Origin of the sequence: Pseudomonas sp. AS2.8, from assembly GCF_014190935.1 — a bacterium.
Taxonomy (GTDB): Bacteria; Pseudomonadota; Gammaproteobacteria; order Pseudomonadales; family Pseudomonadaceae; genus Chryseomonas.
Genome location: NZ_JACHVV010000004.1, coordinates 171,119 through 191,934, shown reverse-complemented (window position 1 = coordinate 191,934; position 20,816 = coordinate 171,119). Strand labels below are relative to the sequence as shown.

The following is a 20,816-nucleotide window of genomic DNA, read 5'->3' as shown; positions in this document are numbered from 1 at the left end:
TTAGGCCTGCTTGAATTTCGCCAGGGACTGAATGCGCGCGGTTTCGATTCGCGCCACTTCTTCCGCCGGTACGTAGTAGTCGACATCGTCGTCATAGCTGCGGACGACCGCAGTGACGATGCAACCCACGAAGCTGGCGATGGCCAGCCACCAGATGTGCCAGATCAGGGCGAAGCCGAGGATCAGGGCGAAGAAGCTGATCACGATGCCGGCAGCAGTGTTGCGCGGCATGTGGATCTTCTTGTAATCCGCATCCTTCTTCTCGGTGATGCCTTTTTCCTTCATGCCCCAGTAGGCGTCGATGTCGTGCACTTCCGGCACTTCAGCGAAGTTGTAGAAGGGCGGCGGCGACGAGGTCGACCATTCCAGGGTACGGCCATCCCACGGATCGCCCGTCACGTCCACGTTTTCCGGCAGATTGCGGTCGCGGATACTGACGTAGAACATCCACAGCTGGCTCAGGATGCCGAGGGCGATGATGCCGGCGCCAATGGCGGCGGTCACCAGGAAGGGGTGCCAGTCAGGGTTGTCGTAGTGGTTCAGACGACGGGTCATGCCCATGAAGCCCAGCATGTACAGCGGCATGAAGGCGACATAGAAACCGATCAGCCAGCACCAGAAGGCCTGCTTGTTCAGCTTCTCGTTCAGCTTGAAGCCGAACACCTTCGGGAACCAGTAGATCATGCCGGCGAAGTAGCCGAACACGGCGCCGCCGATGATCACGTTGTGGAAGTGGGCGATCAGGAACAGGCTGTTGTGCAGCACGAAGTCGGCACCCGGTACCGCCAGCAGTACGCCGGTCATGCCGCCGATGCTGAAGGTCACGATGAAGCCCAGGGTCCAGAGCATCGGCGAAGTGAACTGGATACGACCCTGGTACATGGTGAACAGCCAGGTGAAGATCTTCACCCCTGTCGGGATCGCAATGATCATGGTCGCGATGCCGAAGAAGGCGTTGACGTTACCGCCCGAACCCATGGTGAAGAAGTGGTGCAGCCAGACGATGAAGGACAGCACGGTAATGGCTACCGTTGCCCAGACCATCGATACATAGCCGAACAGACGCTTCTTGCTGAAGGTGGAGGTCACTTCCGAGAACACGCCGAAGGCCGGCAGGATCAGGATGTATACCTCGGGGTGGCCCCAGGCCCAGATCAGGTTGGTGTACATCATCTGGTTGCCACCGGCTTCCGCAGTGAAGAAGTGGAAGCCCAGGTAACGGTCCAGGGTCAGCAGTGCCAGGGTCACGGTCAGGATCGGGAAGGCTGCCATGATCAGAATGGCAGTACACCACGAGGTCCAGGTGAAGATCGGCATGCGCATCAGGGTCATGCCCTTGGTACGCATCTTCAGCACGGTCACGAAGAAGTTGACGCCGGTCAGGGTCGTCCCGATACCGGAAAGCTGAAGGGCCCAGATGTAGTAGTCCATCCCTACGCCCGGACTGTACTTGATGCCTGACAATGGCGGATACGCCACCCAGCCGGTCGCGGCGAATTCGCCCACGAACAGCGACATCATGATCAGCACGGCACCGGCCACGAACAGCCAGAAGCTCAGCGAGTTAAGGAAGGGGAAGGCCACGTCGCGGGCACCGATCTGCAGCGGTGTCACCACGTTCATCAGGCCGGCCACGAACGGCATCGCCACGAAGAAGATCATGATCACGCCGTGGGCGGTGAAGATCTGGTCGTAGTGGTGCGGTGGCAGGTAGCCCTCGGCGCCGCCAGAGGCGATGGCCTGCTGGCTACGCATCAGGATGGCGTCTGAGAAGCCACGGAGCAGCATGACCAGCGCGACGATGAAATACATCACGCCGATCTTCTTGTGGTCGACGGTGGTCAGCCACTCTTTCCAGAGATAGCCCCACTTGCCGAAGTAGCTGAGCGCCCCGATGAGTCCCAGGCCGCCCAGGGCGACCACAACGAACGTCACGAGAATGATCGGCTCGTGATACGGAATATCCGCCAGAGTTAATTTACCGAACATAACTTATTCCTCGGTACCGTGTTGACCGCCGTGCTGGCTCATGTCCATCACGTGATCGGTCTGCTTGCTGAAGTCGGACTTCATGAACTTCTTGATGACCGTTCTGAACAGATCCGGCTCGACCGTCGAGTAGTAGGCGATCGGCTGCTTCTCGCTGGGCTTGGCCAGCTCGGTGTAGCTCGCCTGGTCCAGGGTCTTGCCACCCGACTGCTTGACCTTGTTCACCCAGGCGTCGAAATCGCCGGCGGTGGGTACCGCGTGCACGGTAAAGATCATGTCGGAGAAGCCGGCGCCGCTGTAGTTGGCCGAGCGACCCTCGAATTCGCCGGGATGATCGGCGATCAGGTGCAGCTGGCTCTGCATGCCGGACATGGCGTAGATCATGCCGCCCAGGGCCGGGATGGACAGGGTGTTCATGACCGACTCGGAGGTGATCTTGAACTGCACCGGACGATTGACCGGAAGGGCGATCTCGTTCACCGAGGCAATGCCCTGCTCGGGATAGATGAACAGCCATTTCCAGTCCATCGAGACCGCTTCGATCACCAGCGGCTGCTCGGGATGATCGAGCGGCTTGAAGGGATCCAGTTCGTGGGAGGTCTTCCAGGACAGGATGCTCAGGAACACCACGATGGCCAGGGGGACCAGCCAGACCACGGCTTCGATCTTGTAGGAGTGAGCCCAGTTCGGGGTGTACTTGGCTTCCTTGTTGGTAGCGCGGTACTTCCAGGCGAACAGGAAGGTCATCACGATGACCGGGATCACCACGATCAGCATGAGGCCGAACGCTGTGTAGATGAGGTTGCGTTCTTGCACGCCGATGGAGCCTTTCGGATCCAGCAGCACGGCGTCGCACCCGCTGAGCAGCAGCGCGGCGGCACCGGCCAGAAGCCAACCGGTTGGTTTTAGATACTTCGTTAGTTTCATCTCACGACCTCAGTAGAGCGGCTCATCGTGGTTATTCTCTCAACGTGCCTGTCGCCAGCCTCATGCTCCGCAACGGACAGGCATCCGTGCGGCAGGCTGATGGATTGCAGAAATTGCGGGATTTCGCAGCGCGGTATGGTGCCACAGAGGGGCTGGATATTCGACCCTTTGGTCAGCCGCCGTTCAGGTCTTGCCGGCCGTCAAGAAAGCCGAAATCAGGCGGTGTAAGGCACTGTCATGCGCTGGGTAAGAGTAGCCGAGGGACAGGGAGTCGCCAGTTTGCTCCGGCGTTTGCCGTCGGCTCGCATGCAAGGCGCAGATCGGAAAGGAGCGCAGAAAGGCGCGGCCCAAGGCGGCTAAGGCCTTGAAGGCTTTGAAAAGAGCGAGGAGGGATGAAACGGAGGAATGGTGCCGGAGATAGGAGTCGAACCTACGACCTTCGCATTACGAATGCGCCGCTCTACCAACTGAGCTACACCGGCACGAAGCTTTCAATGATAAGTCTTCGGTTATCTGCTGTGCAAGCCTGGTCATCGTGCCTGTGCCAAGCCCTGTGGCGATGTGTCGCACTGCTGCCCGCCCCTGATTTCGCGATTCGTCAATGCTTCTCGGCCTGATTCGATTTTTGAGCGCGAAGGTCAGCGGTCAGGGCGGCATGCATTCGGGAAACCTTTGCCCGAGTCGTCATACCTAATCCTTCGCGGATCCAGCCTTGCCGCAGCTTCGACCCTCTGATTCTGCCAATAGATAGCTGCCCATGCGGAGAGCCTCGATGACCGATTACTCCCTTACTCGTCGTAACGTGCTCGTCGGCTCCGCCGTGGGGCTGGCCGCCGCTGCTTCAGGCGCTGCCGTCGCGCAGGAAGGCAGCAGCGCGACTCGTCCCGCCAAGCCGCTGCAGGACCCACGCACCAAGTACACCCGCGAGCCCTTCAAGGAGCAGCGCCAGGAATGGCCAGCGCTGACCAGCAAGATGGAGCCTCGCCCTGACCATGGTGAGACCAGCTATCGCGGTTCGGGTCGCCTGGCCGGGCGCAAAGCCCTCATCACCGGCGGCGACAGCGGCATCGGTCGCGCCGTGGCCATCGCCTTTGCCCGGGAAGGGGCGGATGTGGCCATCAACTACCACCCTTCCGAAGAGTCCGATGCTCAGGAGGTGGTCAAGCTGATTCAGGAAGCCGGCCGCAAGGCCATCACCCTGCCGGCTGACATCCGTACCCAGGAGGCTTGCGAAGAAGTCGTGAGCAAGGCCATCCAGCAACTCGGCGGCCTGGACCTGCTGGTGAACAATGCCGCCTATCAGCAGAGCAAGGCCGACATCCTCGAGATCACCGACGAGCAATTCGACCGGACCTTCAAGACCAACGTCTATCACGTCTTCCGCTTCAGCAAGGCGGCCATCCCGCACCTGCCGCCGGGCGCCAGCATCATCAATACCGTCTCGGTGAATTCCTACGACCCCGGCGAAGAATTGATCGACTATGCCTCGACCAAGGCCGCCATCCTCAATCTCACCAAGGGCATGGCCAAGCAACTGGCCAAGAAGGGCATTCGCGTAAATGCAGTAGCACCAGGTCCGGTGTGGACGCCGCTACAGGTAGCAGGTGGGCAATTGGAAGGACAGATGAAGGAGTTCGGCCAGGACACGCTGCTAGGCAGGGCAGGGCAGCCGGCGGAATTGGCGGGGTTGTATGTAGCGCTAGCAGAGGAGGATGCAAGTTTCAGTACGGGGACGGTGGTAGGGGCGTTTGGGGGGAAGGGGATGCCGTGATGAAATTTTGACCGGAAATTCAGAGCGCTTTGATGATTTTTATATTGGGATTTTTAGTCATTTTAATTATTGCGATCGATGGGGTCGCAGAGCCTGTGACCGGAATTAAGTAGGCTTCTTCCTCATTGGGCAGTGCTTCTCGCACTGCTATGGACTTAATCTCTGACCATGCTGCCTCTATAGGTAAAAAGTAGATTGGGTTTTTTGATATATCTGGCTTTCCAGCTAAAGTGTCAAAAAGTATTTTTTTTCGTTCGTGGTTGCTTTCAGGAAGTTTGGCTGATACGAGTTTTGGTCCTAGCCAAGAATTTTTTAGAAGTAACTCTATGGGGTTAATGTTCTCCGTCGAAATGTCATTTGCTCTTACTATGTCAAAAATACCATAGTTGTAAACTATCCATACAGGTCTGGCTTCGGCCAGTGTCTTAATTCCAAGGCATAGGGCTCCCAGTTGTATCGCTAATATTATTAATAGATCTTTACGAAGGGTTTCTTTTTCTTTTTGGTATGCGATGAAGGTTAGAAGCGGGCCTATTGCAATATCTGTTGCGGCCAAGATAATGAATATTGGTGCTGTGCGCATTACGTAAAATAATTGCTCTGGATACCAGAAATACCTAATAGCGGCTAGGATTGCCGTTATGAAAAATGCTGACATAGCAAAGTGTATGCCAGATGCTTTGAGCTTTTCTTTGATTTGGCTTTTCATGAGAAAAGCGAGGCCGTTGGCCTCGCTAAATTATTTGATTAGAGTCCGCCTAGGACTGCCTGGCGGCAGGAAGCAGGGAAGTATTTGTAATTTGCTGCAGTTGCATCCGTCCCACAAGACCAACCTTGAATGGCAGTTGTGGCGGTGGCAAGAGCTGTAGTTCTTCCAGCATCGCTGGTGGGCTGTAAAATTATGTGCTTGGTATCTGCGCCGGTGGCAACGCTTTGAATTGCACCGGAAGTAATTTTTCCTGATGCGCTATCTACTGCGGTTCCGGCTGCCATGTATTTTGTTGCTACCGTAGAGTTGCATCCGGCAGCGTTAGCATCCGCTGGGAACGAGCCGTTTGCTTGCATAAACTCAGATACGGCGGTTTTGCAAGAGTCAACCTGTAGCATTACTTCTGTAACTTTGGCGCGAGCTGTATAATCTTGATAGGCAGGTAATGCGACTGCCGCCAAAATACCGATGATCGCAACCACGATCATCAGTTCGATCAAGGTAAAGCCTTTCTGAGCTTTCATTCCAAATCTCCGAGGTTGGGTCAGGCCAACGTGCCTGTTTGAGGTATAGCACAGGCCGTGCCAAAGAAAAGTGGCGACTGCAGCACGTTTCTTTCGCGATAAGCGTCAACAAAGGGGCAGCTCGTGACAAAAAATGTCAGCTGTCTGGCGCCATTTTGCGGGCAGTCTAGGGGGTGCTATAACGCCATCTGTAGCCAAGGGCAGGAATAATGATGAACGAGACCGTGATGCTGTCAGGACTGGCGCGGCAATTGGTAGATGCGCAATTGCTCCCGGAGGCGGCGGCCCAGCAGGCTGTGGTCAAGGCCAAGCAGGCCAAGGTGCCGCTGGTGACCTACCTCGTTCAGCAGCGGCTTGTGCAGAGCAGGCCTCTGGCCGAATTGGCGGCCCAGGAATTCGGTGTGCCTTTTCTCGATCTGTCGGCCATCGACAAGGAGCAGCTACCCAAGGACATCGTCAACGAGAAGTTGATGCAGCAGCACCATTTCCTGCCTTTGAGCAAAAGGGGCAATAAGCTTTTCATCGCGCTCTCTGATCCGACTAACCAACAGGCCATCAATGATGTGTCCTTTGGCAGCAAGCTGGCCGTTGAGGTGGTGCTGGTCGAGGATGACAAGTTACACCAGGCCATCGAAAAGTATCTCGATGGCGGTACGGGTGGACTGGATCTGGGCGATATCGACCTCGATCTTGAGACTGAGGGTGGCGAGCGGCCTCAGGAAGCCGTTGCGGGTACCGACGCCGACGATGCGCCCGTGGTGAAGTTCGTCAACAAGATGCTGCTCGATGCCATCAAGAAGGGCTCGTCCGACCTGCACTTCGAGCCCTATGAAAAGATGTACCGGGTACGCTTTCGTACCGACGGCGTCTTGCACGAGGCGGCGCGGCCGCCGGTGCAACTGGTGTCACGGATCTCGGCGCGGCTCAAGGTGATGTCCAATATGGATATCTCGGAGCGGCGCAAGCCCCAGGATGGCCGGGTCAAGCTCAAGGTCTCCAAGACCAAGTCCATCGACTTCCGTGTCAACACCCTGCCCACCCTCTGGGGCGAAAAGATCGTAATGCGGATTCTGGATTCCTCCAGCGCCCAGATGGGGATCGATGCCCTGGGCTATGAGGATGTGCAGAAGGAACTCTATCTGCAGGCGCTCAAGCAGCCGCAGGGGATGATCCTGGTGACCGGCCCGACCGGTTCGGGCAAGACGGTATCCCTCTATACCGGCCTCAATATCCTCAATACCGAAGACATCAATATTTCCACCGCCGAGGATCCGGTGGAAATCAATCTGGAAGGCATCAACCAGGTCAACGTCAATCCGCGTCAGGGACTCGACTTCTCCCAGGCGCTGCGGGCCTTCCTGCGTCAGGATCCTGACGTGATCATGGTGGGTGAGATCCGGGATCTGGAAACGGCGGAGATCGCCATCAAGGCAGCCCAGACCGGTCACATGGTGATGTCGACCCTGCACACCAACAGCGCGGCGGAAACCCTGACGCGACTGCGGAACATGGGGGTGCCCGCCTTCAACCTGGCGACCTCGGTCAACCTCATTATCGCCCAGCGGTTGGCGCGCAAGCTGTGCAACAAGTGCAAGAGAGTCCATGAGGTACCTCGTGAGGCCCTGCTGGCCGAAGGCTTCCGCGAGGAAGAGATCGGCAGTTTCACCCTTTACCAGCCTATCGGCTGCGAGGACTGCAATGCCGGTTATCGCGGGCGGGTGGGGATCTACGAGGTGGTGAAGGTCACCCCGGCGCTACAGCAGATGATCATGGAGGAGGGCAACTCTATCGAGATCGCGGCGCGGATGCGCAAAGAGGGTTTCAATGATCTGCGGCGGTCGGGGTTGGTAAAGGCGATGCAGGGGATTACCAGTCTGGAAGAGATCAACAGGGTCACTAAGGATTAACGGCTTCCCTCACCCTAGCCCTCTCCCGGAGGGAGAGGGGATTTGATCGGAGCGTCAGTTAATGCCCGCGCATAGGGCCTTGGCATCATGGAGCACCTAGTGCGTTGGCGTTTGGCGCGATGCTTGCTCTCAAAGCCGCAAACCGCTCTGCATAGAGCATTCTTTTGACGGGTCCGCCATGGCGGGCCGAGCCTTTGACGAGTCGAGGCCATGGCCGATAAAGCTATCAAGATGGGCAGCTTCACCTGGGAGGGGACCGATCGCAAAGGGACCAAGGTGAAGGGCGAGATGACGGGCCTGAATCCTGCGCTGATCAAGGCGCAGTTGCGCAAGCAGGGGATCAATCCGACCCGGGTGCGCAAGAAGTCGGTGTCGCTGTTCGGCAAGGGCAAGAAGATCAAGCCCATGGATATCGCCCTGTTCACCCGGCAGCTGGCGACCATGATGAGCGCAGGCGTGCCCCTGCTGCAGGCCTTCGACATCATCGGCGAGGGCTTCGACAATCCCAACATGCGCAAGATGGTCGACGACATCAAGCAGGATGTCGCCGCGGGTAATAGCCTGGCCAATTCTCTACGCAAGCAGCCGCAGTATTTCGACGACCTCTATTGCAACCTGGTGGATGCCGGGGAGCAATCCGGTGCCTTGGAGACCTTGCTTGATCGGGTAGCCACCTACAAGGAGAAGACCGAGGCGCTGAAGAAGAAGATCAAGAAGGCCATGACCTATCCCGCGGCCGTGATCGTGGTCGCTGTCATCGTGTCGTCCATTCTATTGATCAAGGTAGTCCCCCAGTTCCAGTCGGTGTTCGAAGGTTTCGGTGCTCAGTTGCCGGCCTTTACCCTAATGGTCATCGCCATTTCCGAGGTCCTGCAGGAGTGGTGGCTGCTGGTATTGGGCGGGATCTTTGTACTGGCTTTCGTCCTGCGGCACTTCTACAAAAAGTCAGAGAAGTTTCGCGACGCCGTCGACCGTGGATTGCTGAAGATTCCGTTGATTGGCTCCATTCTCTATAAATCGGCCATTGCCCGTTATGCTCGTACCCTGGCCACTACCTTTGCGGCCGGTGTGCCCTTGGTAGACGCTCTGGATTCGGTGGCAGGTGCGACCGGCAACGTGGTGTTCCGCAACGCCGTGGAGAAGATCAAAGGCGACGTTTCTACCGGTATGCAGCTCAACTTCTCCATGCGCACTACCGGGGTGTTCTCGTCCATGGCTATCCAGATGACGGCCATTGGCGAGGAGTCCGGTTCGCTGGACGAGATGCTGTCCAAGGTCGCTACCTTTTATGAAGACGAGGTCGACAACATGGTCGACAACCTCACCACCCTGATGGAGCCGATGATCATGGCGGTCCTCGGGGTCCTGGTCGGTGGTCTGATCATCGCCATGTACCTGCCCATCTTCCAGCTCGGCTCGGTGGTCTGATGGCGCTGTTGGAATTTTTGGCTGGCGCGCCGCTGGCCGCGGTGCTGTGCGCGCTAGTCCTGGGGTTGTTGGTAGGCAGCTTTCTCAATGTGGTGGTCTATCGCCTGCCGGTGATGCTCAGGCGGGATTGGCAGGCGGAGGCGCGTGAGGTGCTGGAGCTGCCGGCCGAGCCGGCAGGCGCCCCCTTCAACCTGGCGCGACCTGCTTCCCGCTGCCCCCACTGCCAGCGCGCCGTGCGGCCCTGGGAAAACGTGCCGGTGCTGAGTTATCTGCTCCTGCGCGGGCGTTGCCAAGGCTGTGAAGCCTCCATCAGCCTGCGGTATCCGCTGGTAGAGCTGGCCTGTGGGCTGTTGTCCGCCTGGGTCATCTGGCACCTGGGCGTGACCTGGCAGGGTGGGGCCTTTCTGCTGCTGACCTGGGGGCTGTTGGCGGCCAGTCTGATCGATGCCAATCACCAGCTGTTGCCGGATGTGATCGTGTTGCCGCTGTTGTGGTTGGGGCTGGTGGCAAATCAGTTCGAGCTGTTCACAAACCTAAGCGATGCCGTCTGGGGCGCGGTGGCGGGGTATCTGAGTCTGTGGCTGGTGTTCCAGCTGTTCCGTCTAGTGACTGGCAAGGAAGGCATGGGCTATGGCGACTTCAAGTTGCTGGCGCTGCTCGGTGCCTGGGGCGGTTGGCAGATCCTGCCTCTGACCATCCTGCTGTCGTCGCTGGTGGGCGCCATTCTGGGCGTCATCACCCTGCGGCTGCGGCGGGCGGAAAGCAGCACGCCCTTGCCCTTCGGTCCCTATCTCGCCGTGGCGGGGTGGATTGCCTTGCTCTGGGGTGATCAAATAACCGGCCTGTACCTGAACTTCGCCGGATTCCGATGACTTCTGCCTGGACCCTCGGCCTGACCGGGGGCATCGGCAGTGGCAAGAGCGCCGCTGCCGAGCATTTCGCCCAGTTGGGCATTACCTGTGTCGATGCCGACCAGGCCGCCCGCTGGGTAGTGGAACCGGGCCGGCCGGCACTGGCCGAGATCGCCGGGCATTTTTCGCCGGCTGTCCTGCAGCCGGATGGCAGTCTGGACCGGGCGGCGCTGCGGGCGGCGATCTTTGCCGATCCGGCCGAGCGGCGTTGGTTGGAAGCCCTGCTGCATCCCCTCATTCGCCAGGAAATCCTGGCAGCCTTGAGTCGCGCAGAATCGCCCTATGCCATTCTGGTGTCGCCGCTGCTGTTCGAATCCGGGCAACGGGCGCTGGTCCGGCGTGGCTTGGTGATCGACGCGCCCGAGGCACTGCAGCTCGAACGAGCCACACGCCGTGACGGGGTGGACGAAGCCCAGGTGCGGGCCATCCTGGCGGCGCAGTTGCCGCGCGCCGAGCGGCTGGCCAAGGCCGATGACGTCATCTGTAACGACGGCGATCTCGCCGCGCTCCACGCCGAGGTGGAGCGCCTGCATTCCTTTTATCTGACCCTTGACGGAGGCCAAGCATGAGCATTCTTACCGTGGACTGCCCCACCTGTGGCGCACCCGTGGAATGGAGCGAGAAGAGCGCCAACCGGCCCTTCTGTTCCGACCGCTGCAAACTGATCGACCTGGGTGCCTGGGCGGCGGAAGAACACGCTATCCCCGGCAATGAGCTGGAAGACGATCTCTATTCCGAAGACCTCAATCGGCGCGGCCACTAGGGCCGCTTTCCCCCTATAGCCGCTGTGCCCAGGCCTGGGCGGTCGCCTGAGCCGCCTGGCGCAGCTTGGCGGCCAGTTCGGGCTTTTCGTATTCCAGTGGGCTGGACGCGGTCACCGTGTGGATGCGGTCGCGCTTGATGAAGAAGACCTGGGTGCCCAGCAGCGGCTTGCTGCAGGCACTGGCGGCTTCGCCCAGGCCATCGATGGCCTTGCACTCCAGTTGCTCGCTCAGCGATTGCACCTGCCGGCGCAGCTTGGGTAGCGCCCGGCCGCCATTTTCGTAGCCCGCCGACAGACCCAGCAGGTAGTTGGCCGGCTGGCCGGTGTCGCGATCGGTGAAGGCGCAGCCGCCGGCGATCTGCCGGGCATAGGCCAGCGGCAGGCCGGAGGTCTGCTGGAGCACCGGTAGCGGCAATTGGGCCTGCAGGCTGGCGCAGTCGACGGGCTCGCCGTTATCGGCATGGGCGAGGGCAGCGCCCAGAAGCAGGGGGAGGGCAACGAGGAAACGCATGAAAACATCCTGTCGATGGCCGACGGCCGATAGGCCATGAGTCTACCGGCTGGAGCCCCGCGATAGGCGGCTGGACGGAGCGGCTGTGCACTGGGTCATGCGTCGGTCATCACATTGCGGGCTGGTGTCTGGCGCGGGTGATCCTTACCCTGGCCGCAGATAGCGAACAGCGAGGCGTAGGATGTCCGAGGCGCTCACTCCCGGATTCATGGTGGTACACGGCAATCGGCTCGAAGAGCTGCGCGGCCTGGCGGTCGGCTGGATGCGGCGGTATCCCCTGGCGCCGCTGGAAAACGAACAGGTGCTGGTGCAGAGCAACGGCATCGCCCAGTGGCTCAAGCTGGCGCTGGCCGAGGATCCGCGCGGCGACGACGAGGGTGGCTGCGGAGTCGCCGCGGCCCTCGAAGTGCAGTTGCCGGCGGCCTTTCTCTGGCGGACCTATCGCCAGGTGCTGGGCCGTGATCAGGTCCCGCCCTCCTCGCCGTTGGACCGTGCGCCCCTGACCTGGCGCCTGATGCGGCTCTTGCCGACGCTGCTCCTGCAACCGGACTTCGCTGCGCTGCGGCGCTTTCTCGACGATGACGGCGATCTGCGCAAGCGCTATCAGCTGGCCGAGCGCCTGGCCGATCTCTATGACGGCTACCAGGTCTATCGCGCCGACTGGCTCAACGACTGGGCGGCGGGCCGCGATCTGCTGGCCAGCCTGCGTGACGGCCGGCGCCCCCTCCCGGAGAGTTGCCGCTGGCAGGCGCAGCTGTGGCGGGCGCTGCTGGACGATGTGGGTGACGGTGGCCTGGCCCGCAGTCGGGCCGGGGTGCACCGGCGCTTTCTGGAGGTCATGCAGGCGGCGACCGAGCCGCCAGCCGGTCTGCCGCGGCGGGTGGTGATCTTTGGGCTGTCGGCCATCCCGGCGCAGACCCTCGAAGCCCTGGCCGCGCTGGCCCAGTTCAGCCAGGTGCTGCTCTGTGTGCACAATCCCTGTCGTCATCACTGGTCCGACATCGTCGCCGACCAGGATCTCCTGCGGCAGAATTACCGGCGCCAACAGCGCAAGCCGGGCATGCCGCAGACCCTGGATGCCGAGGCGCTGCACCAGCACGGCCAGCCGCTGCTGGCGAGCTGGGGCAAGCAGGGGCGCGACTACATCCATCTGCTGGACGAATTCGACGAACCCGATGGCTATCGTCGCCTGTTCGAGGACCTCAACGGCGGGCGCATCGACCTCTTCGCCGACACCGAACCCCAGCACCTGCTCGGCCAGTTGCAGGACGACATCCTCGAATTGCGTCCGCTGACCGAGACCCGCGAACGCTGGCCGGTGGTCGATCCGGCGCGGGACAGGTCCATGCGCTTCCATGTGGCCCACAGTCCGCAGCGCGAAGTGGAGATCCTTCATGACCAGCTGCTGGCGCGCTTCAGCAGCGATGGCAGCCTCAGGCCGCGCGACGTCATCGTCATGGTGCCGGACATCGATGCCTATGCGCCGCATATCCGCGCGGTGTTCGGCCAGCTCGAACGCCAGGATCCGCGCTTCATCCCTTTCAGCCTGGCCGACCAGCACCAGCGCGGTTTCCAACCGCTATTGATTGCCCTGGAGCACCTGCTGCAGCTGCCCGACAGCCGCTTCGCCCTGAGCGAGATCCTCGATCTGCTGGACGTGCCGGCGCTGCGCGCCCGCTTCGGCCTGCGCGAGGGCGATCTGCCGACCCTGCACCTCTGGCTGGAAGGCGCCGGCGTGCGCTGGGGGCTGGATGCCGAGCAGCGCAGTCGCCTCGACCTGCCCGAGGGGCTCACGCAGAACACCTGGCGCTTCGGCCTGAGGCGCATGCTGCTGGGTTATGCCGTCGGCAGCGGCGCGGCCCTGGGCGAGATCGAGCCCTTCGACGAGGTGGGTGGCCTGGATGCAGCCTTGGTCGGGCCGCTGGTGGATCTGCTCGACGCCCTGGACGCGGCCCAGGCGGCGCTGGCCCAGCCGGCGCGGCCGGCGGAGTGGGGCGCCCGCCTGCAGGCGCTGCTGGCGCTGTTCTTCAACGCCCAGGACGAGCACGACGAATACCTGCTGGAGCAGCTGGAAAATCTGCGCGAGCGCTGGCTGGAGTTGTGCGAGGACGTGGCGCTGGATGAAGAATTGCCGCTCACCGTGGTGCGCGAGGCCTGGCTGGCGGGGCTGGACAGCGGGGGCCTGGCCCAGCGCTTTCTCGCCGGGGCGGTCAATTTCTGCACCCTGATGCCCATGCGCGCCATTCCCTTCCGCGTGGTCTGCCTGCTGGGCATGCACGATGGCGCCTATCCGCGCATCCAGTCACCGCTGGATTTCGATCTCATGGCCCATGACTATCGTCCCGGTGACCGCTCGCGGCGTGAAGACGACCGCTATCTGCTGCTGGAGGCGCTGCTCTCGGCGCGCGATCAGTTCTATGTCAGCTGGGTGGGACGCAGCATCCGCGACAACAGCGAGCGCCCGCCGTCGGTGCTGGTCGCCCAGTTGCGCGACCATCTCCAGGCCGGTTGGCGACTGGCGGGTCATGAAGAGGAACCGGAGCGCCTGCTCGCGGCCCTGACCCAGGAGCATCCCCTGCAGCCCTTCAGTGCCCGCTACTTCCGTGGCGAGCGCGGCTATTTCAGCTTCGCGGCCGAGTGGCTGGGCGTGCATGACCGCACCACGCGTGACGAGGATGCCCTGTTGCCGCCGCTGGTACCCGAAGAACCCCTGGGCCTCGATGATCTCGCACGCTTTCTGCGCGGACCAGTAGACCTGTTCTTCGCCAATCGCCTCAAGGTGCATTTCGCGGCGCCCGATGCGCCGGCGGAAGACGAAGAGCCTTTCGGCCTGGACGCCCTGACCCGCTACCAGTTGGGTGAAGACCTGCTGGCGGCGGCTCTGGCCGCGCCGGCCGAGGCGGATCAGGCGCTCATGGCCGCCGCGGAGCGCCTGCGTGGCAGTGGTCGGCTGCCGCTGGCGGGCTTTGGCGAACGGACCGGGCGGGCCTTGCGCGAGCCACTGCCCGCCGTGGTTGCCCAGGTCGAGGCCCTGGCGCTGCGCTGGCCCGAACCTCTGGAAGAGGCCGTGACCCTGGATCTCGCCCATAAAGAGCTGCAGCTGGTGGCCAACCTCGAACGGCTGCGCCGCGGCCCCGAGGGCCTGCTGGCCCTGACCGCCCAGGCCAATGGCCTGGGCAATACGCGCACCCGCAAGTGGCACCGGCTGCTGCGCCCCTGGGTACAGCATCTGGTCGCCGCGGCCGGTGGCCTGCAGCTGACCACCGCGGTGGTGGCGACCGATCTGACCCTGTTGCTGGCGCCGCTGGACGCCGAGCTGGCCCGGCGGCAGTTGAACGAATTGCTGGACGCCTGGGCCCTGGGGCAGCGGCGGCCGCTGCCGGTGGCGCCGCGCACCGCCTTCGCCTGGCTGGCCAATGATCCGGACAAGGCCCTGGCCGCGGCCGAGCAGGCCTATCAGGGCGAAGCGGCGACCCATCCGGCGCTGCGCCGGCAGTATCCGGACTTCGCCGCCTTGCTGGCCGACGAGGAATTCGACGGCTGGTGCCAGACCCTCTATGCGCCGGTGCACACCGCCGGCTGGCAGGTGGTGGGCGGGGAGGGACAGGCATGAGTCAGCGTCCGCTCGCCCTGCGCTTTCCGCTGCAGGGCAATCAGCTGATCGAGGCCAGCGCCGGCACTGGCAAGACCTTCACCATCTCCGCGCTCTATGTGCGTCTGGTGCTGGGCCACGGTACACCGGAGACGGCCTTCGAGCGTGAATTGCTGCCGCCCCAGATCCTGGTGGTGACCTTTACCGAGGCCGCCACCCAGGAATTGCGCGACCGCATTCGCCATCGCCTGGCCGAAGCGGCGCGCTTCTTCCGGGGGGAAATCGAGGCGCCCGATCCCTTGCTCGCCGAGTTGCGCGAGGATTTTGCGATCGAGGCCTGGGCCGACTGCGCCCGGCGCCTGGACATCGCCGCCCAGTGGATGGACGAGGCGGCCGTCTCCACCATCCACAGCTGGTGCCAGCGCATGCTGCGCGAGCACGCCTTCGACAGCGGCAGTCTCTTCGTGCAGAACCTGGAGCAGGACCAAAGCGAATTGCTCGCCCAGGTGGTGCGCGACTACTGGCGACGCTTCTGCTATCCGCTCGATGGCGAGGCGCTGGACTGGGTCATCGAGCACTGGGGCGAACCCCGTGCCCTGGCCGCACGCCTGCGCCCCTTGCTGAGCGAGGCCCTGGGCACGCCCCAGGGCGAACCCGCCGCCTTGCTGGCCACCGCCCTGGCCGAACGCCAGGCGCGTTTGTCGCGGCTCAAGGCGCCCTGGGCCCAGTGGGCGGAAGAGCTGCGCGAACTCTGCCAGGCCGGCTGCGACGCCAAGGTGGTCGACGGCCGCAAGCTACAGAAGCGATTCTTCGGGCCCTGGTGCGACAAGCTGGTCGCCTGGGTGGACAACCCCGCCAGCGAGGACCTGGATATCGGCACCGGTTTTACCCGGCTGACCGAGGAGGGCTTCGCCGAGGCCTGGACCAAGGCCAGTCCGCCGGATCATCCGGCCCTTGCGGCCATGGCGCGGCTGCCCGGGCAACTGGCCGAGCTGCCCAGTCCCGAGGTGCCGCTGCTGGAGCACGCGGCGGCCTGGGTGCAGCAGAAATTCGAGCGCGAGAAGCTGCGCCGCGCCGAACTGGGTTTCGACGACATCCTTACCCGCCTGGATCGGGCATTGCAGGCCGATGGCGCCGGCGCGCGGCTGGCGGCGCTGATCCGCGAGCAATTCCCGGTGGCGCTGATCGACGAATTCCAGGACACCGACCCGGTGCAGTACCGCATCTTCAACACCGTCTATGGCGCGGGAGATGGTAGTGGGCTGTTCCTGATCGGCGATCCCAAGCAGGCCATCTATGCCTTCCGCGGCGCCGATATCCATACCTATCTGCAGGCGCGTCGCGCCAATGCCGGCCATCTGCATTCGCTGGACACCAATTTTCGCTCCACCGCCGCCATGGTCGCGGCGGTCAACCAGGTGTTCGCCCATGGCGAGACCACGGCCCCGCGGGCGGCCTTCCTGTTTCGCCAGGGCGAGGACAATCCGGTGCCCTTCGAGCCGGTCCGTGCCCAGGGGCGGCGTGAAGTCCTGGAGATCGACGGCACGCCGGGTGCGGCCCTGACCTTCTGGCAGCTGGCCGGAGACGAGCCGCTGGCCGGCACCGCCTATCGCGCCACCCTGGCCGAGAGCACCGCCAGCGAGATTGTCCGGCTGCTGACTCTGGCCGCCGGGGGACGCGCGGGCTTTCGCCAGGAGGATGGCGAACTCAAGCCGCTGCGGCCCGCCGACATCGCCATCCTGGTACGCGCCGGCAGCGAAGCCCAGGCGGTACGCCAGGCGCTGGTGCGACGCGGGGTGCGCAGCGTCTACCTGTCGGACAAGGATTCGGTGTTCACCGCCCAGGAGGCCCGCTGCCTGCTGGACTGGCTCAAGGCCTGCGCCGAGCCCGACGTGGATCGTCGGCTGCGCGCGGCGCTGGGCAGCCTGACCCTCGACCTGCCGCTGGCCGAACTGGATGCCCTCAACCACGACGAGCAGGCCTGGGAGACGCGGGTGCTGCAATTCCGCGGCTATCGCCAGCTCTGGCGCGGCCAGGGCGTGCTGCCCATGCTGCGCCGCCTGCTGCAGGACTTCCGCCTGCCGCAGCGGCTGATGGCCCGCGCCGACGGCGAGCGGGTGCTGACCAATCTGCTGCACCTCGCCGAGTTGCTGCAGCGTGCCGCCGGCGAGCTCGATGGCGAGCAGGCGCTGATCCGCCACCTGGCCGAGCAACTGGCCGCCCAGGGCGCCGCCGACGAGCAGATCCTGCGCCTGGAAAGCGACGCCGAGCTGGTCAAGGTGGTGACGGTGCACAAGTCCAAGGGCCTGGAATACCCGCTGGTGTTCCTGCCCTTCGCCTGCGCCTATCGCGCCGAGGAGGGCGCCAACCTGCCGTTGCGCTATCACGATGACCAGGGGCAGGTGCGCCGGACCTTCAAGCCCTCCGCCGAGGAACTGGCTCGTGCCGACGACGAGCGGCTGGCCGAAGACCTGCGCCTGCTCTATGTCGCCCTGACCCGGGCCCGCCATGCCTGCTGGGTCGGGGTGGCCGATCTCAAGCGCGGGCGCAGCAAGGAATCCGGCTTCGCCCGCAGTGCCCTCGGCTACCTGGCTACTGGCGGCGAGCCCCTGGCGAGTTCGGCGGCCTTGGGCACGGCGTTGGCCACCCTGGTCGGCGCGCAGCCCGACACCCTGATCCTGCCGCTGCCCGCAGCCGATCCGGCCCGCCTGCCCGAAGCCCATGAAGCGCCGGTGACCCTCAAGGCCCTGACGGCCCGTCGGGCGGCCCGCGAGGACTGGTGGATCGCTTCCTACAGTGCCCTGCGCATCGGTACGCGTCTGGGCGAGGCGCGGGAGGAGGGGCCGTTCAACCTGGAGCTGGACCTGGATACCCCGGCGGCCCAGAAGCTGTTCGACGACGATCGTCTCGCCCCGGACGAGGCGCGCCAGCCGGCAGCCGGCGAAGACCTGCATCGCTTTCCCCGCGGCCCCGGGCCGGGCACCTTCCTGCACAGCCTGCTGGAGTGGGTCGGCGAGGAAGGCTTCACCGCCATCCAGGCGGCGCCCGAGCGGCTGGACGACCTGATCGCCCGGCGCTGCCAGCGGCGCGGCTGGAATCACTGGATTCCCATCCTGCAGGGCTGGCTGCGCCAGTTGCTGGCCCTGCCACTGCCCTTGCCGGGGGGCAGCCAGCGCCTGGGCGAACTGGCGCGCTACCAGGTGGAAATGGAATTCTGGTTCGCCACCCATGGCGTCGATCTGGAGCGGCTGGATGACCTGGTGAGTCGTGGCACCCACGGCGGCCAGGCGCGGCCGATGCTGGAACCGGGGCAGCTCAACGGCCTGTTCAAGGGCTTCATCGATCTGGTCTTCGAGCACGAGGGGCGCTATTTCGTGGTGGACTACAAGTCCAACTGGCTGGGCGCCGAAGCCGGGGCCTATACCCGCGCGGCCATGGAAGAGGCTGTCCTGGCCAAGCGCTATGACCTGCAGTACGTGCTCTACAGCCTGGCCGTGCACCGGCTGCTCAAGGCGCGGCTACCCGACTATAGCTACGAGCGCCACTTCGGCGACGCCGTCTACCTCTTCCTGCGCGGGTGCGATCCGGCCGGCCACGGCGTCTTCGTCGAGCGGCCCGCCCAGGCCCTGATCGAGACCCTGGACCTGCTGTTCAGCGGTGCGGAGAATACCCATGTCTGATTTCAGCCCCGCCACCGAACGGCTGCTGCGCCTGGCGTCCCTGGCCCAGGAGCGTCCACTCGCCCCGCTCGAACAGCGTGACGACCTCTTTCGCCTGCTGGAGCTCTGGGTGCAGCGCGGCTGGCTGCGCCAGGTGGACCGGGCCTTCACCAGCTTTCTCGGCGAACTCGAACCCCAGGGCGATTCGGCGGTGCTGCTGGCCGCGGCCCTGGCCAGCCATCAACTCGGCCATGGCCATGTCTGCCTGGATCTCGCCGCCACCCTGCGCAATCCCGACGCCGCCCTGTCGCTGCCACCCGAGGGCGACGAGGCGCGCGCTTCGCTCTTGCCGTCGCAGCTGCTGCACGGCCAGACCCTCGAGGCCTGGCAGCGGGCGCTACGGGCCAGCGTCCTGGTCGATGGCGACGGCAGCTGTCCGGAACGACCCCTGGTGCTGGGTGGCGAGCGCCTCTACCTGCGTCGTTACTGGAATTACGAACGCGCGGTGGCGGCCAGCCTGCGGCAGCGTCTGGCCACCCCCGAACCTTTGCCGGCCGATCTCGCCGAGCGCCTCGACCGGCTGTTTCCGCCGGATCCCGACGCGGGTGGCGAACCCGACTGGCAGAAACTGGCCTGTGCCCTGGCGGTGCGCGGCGCCTTCAGCATCGTCACCGGCGGCCCCGGCACCGGCAAGACCACCACCGTGGTGCGACTGCTGGCGCTGCTCCAGGCGCCCGCGGTGGCGGCCGGTCGTCCCTTGCGTATCCGCCTGGCCGCACCGACCGGCAAGGCGGCCGCGCGCCTCACCGAATCCATCGGCGGCCAGGTCAGTCGCCTGCCGGTGGACGACGAGTTGCGCCGGCACATCCCCACCGGAGTGACCACGGTGCACCGGCTGCTGGGCAGTCGCCCCAACACCCGGCACTTCCGTCATCACCACGGCCATCCCTTGCCGCTGGACGTGCTGGTGGTGGACGAAGCCTCGATGATCGACCTGGAAATGATGGCCAGCCTGCTGGCGGCCTTGCCGCCCAGGGCGCGCCTGGTGCTGCTGGGTGACAAGGATCAGCTGGCCTCGGTGGAGGCGGGCGCGGTGCTGGGCGATCTCTGCCGGGATGCCGAGGCCGGACGCTACAGTCCGGCCACCCGCGCCTGGCTGGAAGCCGTGAGTGGCCAGTCGCTGGCCCAGACGCCGCTGGCGGTCGGCGACGACCAGGGGGACGCCCTGGCGCAGCAGGTGGTGATGCTCAGGCGCTCGCGGCGTTTCGGCGCCGGCAGCGGCATCGGCCAGCTGGCCCGCCGGGTCAATGCCCAGGATGGCCAGGGGGCGCAGCAGGTGCTGGTCGACGGCGGCTACGCCGATCTCCATCGGGTGCTGCTCAAGGGCGCCGAGGATCGCGCCTTGGAACGCCTGGTGCTGGAAGGACGCGGGCGCGCCCGGGGCTATCGTCATTATCTGCAGGTCCTGCAGGAGACGCGGCCCCAGCTCGACACCGTGCTGGAGGATCCGGCCTGGACGCTCTGGGCCGGCCAGGTATTGGCCGCCTTCGACGACTTCCAGCTGCTCTGCGCCGTGCGCAAGGGCCCCTGGGGCGTGGAAGGCCTCAACCTGCGCATTGCCAGCGCCCTGCTGGCGGCCGGCCTGCTCTCGGGCGAGCATGGCTGGTACGAGGGTCGCCCGGTGCTGGTGACGCGCAACGACTACAGCCTGGGGCTGATGAACGGCGACATCGGCATCACCCTCTGTCTGCCGGATGCCAACCAGCCGGGGCGCAAGGTCCTGCGGGTCGCCTTTCCCCGCGGCGATGGCAGCGGTGGCCTGAGATTCGTCCTGCCCAGTCGGTTGGCGGCGGTGGAGACGGTGTTCGCCATGACCGTGCACAAGTCCCAGGGCTCGGAATTCGCCCACACGGCGCTCCTGCTGCCCGAGCAGCTCAGTCCGGTGCTGACCAAGGAGCTGGTCTATACCGGCATCACCCGGGCGCGCGATGATTTCACCCTGATCGAGGCCCGTGGCGGCATCTTCGCCGAGGCCGTGGCCCGGCGGGTTCGCCGCGTCAGCGGCCTGGATCTGGATTTGCGAAACACTGTGTAAATGTACAGATAAATGCTGGACGCTCCCCGC

14 protein-coding genes and 1 tRNA gene are annotated in these 20,816 nt (G+C 63.9%); 9 read left to right on the top strand and 6 right to left on the bottom strand.

Annotated features, from left to right (window positions below):
- From cyoB to FHR73_RS17555, 3 genes are all read right to left on the bottom strand, one after another.
- Complete coding sequence (gene cyoB, locus FHR73_RS17565; protein WP_183632989.1) at positions 1-1,989, bottom strand: cytochrome o ubiquinol oxidase subunit I; 1,989 nt, start codon at positions 1,987-1,989, stop codon at positions 1-3.
- A gap of 3 nt (positions 1,990-1,992) precedes the next feature.
- Positions 1,993-2,916 (bottom strand): ubiquinol oxidase subunit II, encoded by a 924-nt coding sequence (gene cyoA / locus FHR73_RS17560; protein ID WP_183632987.1) that lies wholly within the window; start codon positions 2,914-2,916, stop codon positions 1,993-1,995.
- Between the two features lie 406 nt (positions 2,917-3,322).
- Positions 3,323-3,398: transfer RNA gene (locus FHR73_RS17555), tRNA-Thr, on the bottom strand.
- A gap of 290 nt (positions 3,399-3,688) precedes the next feature.
- Between FHR73_RS17555 and FHR73_RS17550 the strand changes: the two genes are divergently transcribed.
- Positions 3,689-4,687 (top strand): SDR family oxidoreductase, encoded by a 999-nt coding sequence (locus FHR73_RS17550; RefSeq protein ID WP_260175740.1) that lies wholly within the window; start codon positions 3,689-3,691, stop codon positions 4,685-4,687.
- A gap of 19 nt (positions 4,688-4,706) precedes the next feature.
- On the opposite strand, the gene FHR73_RS17545 is transcribed toward FHR73_RS17550, so the two are convergent.
- Together FHR73_RS17545 and FHR73_RS17540 are read right to left on the bottom strand one after the other, a co-directional pair.
- Positions 4,707-5,396 (bottom strand): hypothetical protein, encoded by a 690-nt coding sequence (locus tag FHR73_RS17545; RefSeq protein ID WP_183632985.1) that lies wholly within the window; start codon positions 5,394-5,396, stop codon positions 4,707-4,709.
- A 38-nt stretch (positions 5,397-5,434) separates the two neighbouring features.
- Positions 5,435-5,920 carry a pilin gene (locus tag FHR73_RS17540; RefSeq protein WP_183632983.1) on the bottom strand — a complete coding sequence of 162 codons (486 nt, stop codon included), beginning with the start codon at positions 5,918-5,920 and terminating at the stop codon, positions 5,435-5,437.
- Positions 5,921-6,132: 212 nt separating this feature from the next.
- Here FHR73_RS17540 and pilB point away from each other — a divergent pair, with 212 nt between their 5' ends.
- The 5 genes from pilB to yacG all read left to right on the top strand — a co-directional run bounded on the left by pilB (position 6,133) and on the right by yacG (position 10,929).
- Positions 6,133-7,827, top strand: coding sequence for a type IV-A pilus assembly ATPase PilB (pilB, locus tag FHR73_RS17535; RefSeq protein ID WP_183632981.1), 1,695 nt, complete (start codon positions 6,133-6,135; stop codon positions 7,825-7,827).
- Positions 7,828-8,037: 210 nt separating this feature from the next.
- Positions 8,038-9,255, top strand: coding sequence for a type II secretion system F family protein (locus tag FHR73_RS17530; protein ID WP_183632979.1), 1,218 nt, complete (start codon positions 8,038-8,040; stop codon positions 9,253-9,255).
- Positions 9,255-10,127 carry an A24 family peptidase gene (locus tag FHR73_RS17525; protein WP_183632977.1) on the top strand — a complete coding sequence of 291 codons (873 nt, stop codon included), beginning with the start codon at positions 9,255-9,257 and terminating at the stop codon, positions 10,125-10,127. The genes FHR73_RS17530 and FHR73_RS17525 overlap by 1 nt, the downstream gene beginning before the upstream one ends.
- Positions 10,124-10,735, top strand: a complete 612-nt coding sequence (gene coaE, locus FHR73_RS17520) for a dephospho-CoA kinase (protein WP_183632975.1) — start codon at positions 10,124-10,126, stop codon at positions 10,733-10,735. Before FHR73_RS17525 ends, coaE begins: the two co-directional genes overlap by 4 nt.
- Positions 10,732-10,929, top strand: coding sequence for a DNA gyrase inhibitor YacG (yacG, locus tag FHR73_RS17515; RefSeq protein ID WP_183632973.1), 198 nt, complete (start codon positions 10,732-10,734; stop codon positions 10,927-10,929). The genes coaE and yacG overlap by 4 nt, the downstream gene beginning before the upstream one ends.
- A gap of 13 nt (positions 10,930-10,942) precedes the next feature.
- On the opposite strand, the gene FHR73_RS17510 is transcribed toward yacG, so the two are convergent.
- Complete coding sequence (locus FHR73_RS17510; RefSeq protein WP_183632971.1) at positions 10,943-11,440, bottom strand: hypothetical protein; 498 nt, start codon at positions 11,438-11,440, stop codon at positions 10,943-10,945.
- Between the two features lie 181 nt (positions 11,441-11,621).
- Here FHR73_RS17510 and recC point away from each other — a divergent pair, with 181 nt between their 5' ends.
- The 3 genes from recC to recD are packed head-to-tail and all read left to right on the top strand — an operon-like array spanning position 11,622 to position 20,786.
- Positions 11,622-15,053, top strand: coding sequence for an exodeoxyribonuclease V subunit gamma (gene recC, locus FHR73_RS17505; protein WP_183632969.1), 3,432 nt, complete (start codon positions 11,622-11,624; stop codon positions 15,051-15,053).
- A complete protein-coding gene (gene recB, locus FHR73_RS17500) occupies positions 15,050-18,712 on the top strand; it encodes an exodeoxyribonuclease V subunit beta (protein WP_183632967.1) in 3,663 nt (1,220 codons plus the stop codon). The genes recC and recB overlap by 4 nt, the downstream gene beginning before the upstream one ends.
- Complete coding sequence (gene recD / locus FHR73_RS17495) at positions 18,705-20,786, top strand: exodeoxyribonuclease V subunit alpha (RefSeq protein WP_260175739.1); 2,082 nt, start codon at positions 18,705-18,707, stop codon at positions 20,784-20,786. Before recB ends, recD begins: the two co-directional genes overlap by 8 nt.
- Positions 20,787-20,816 lie beyond the last annotated feature (30 nt).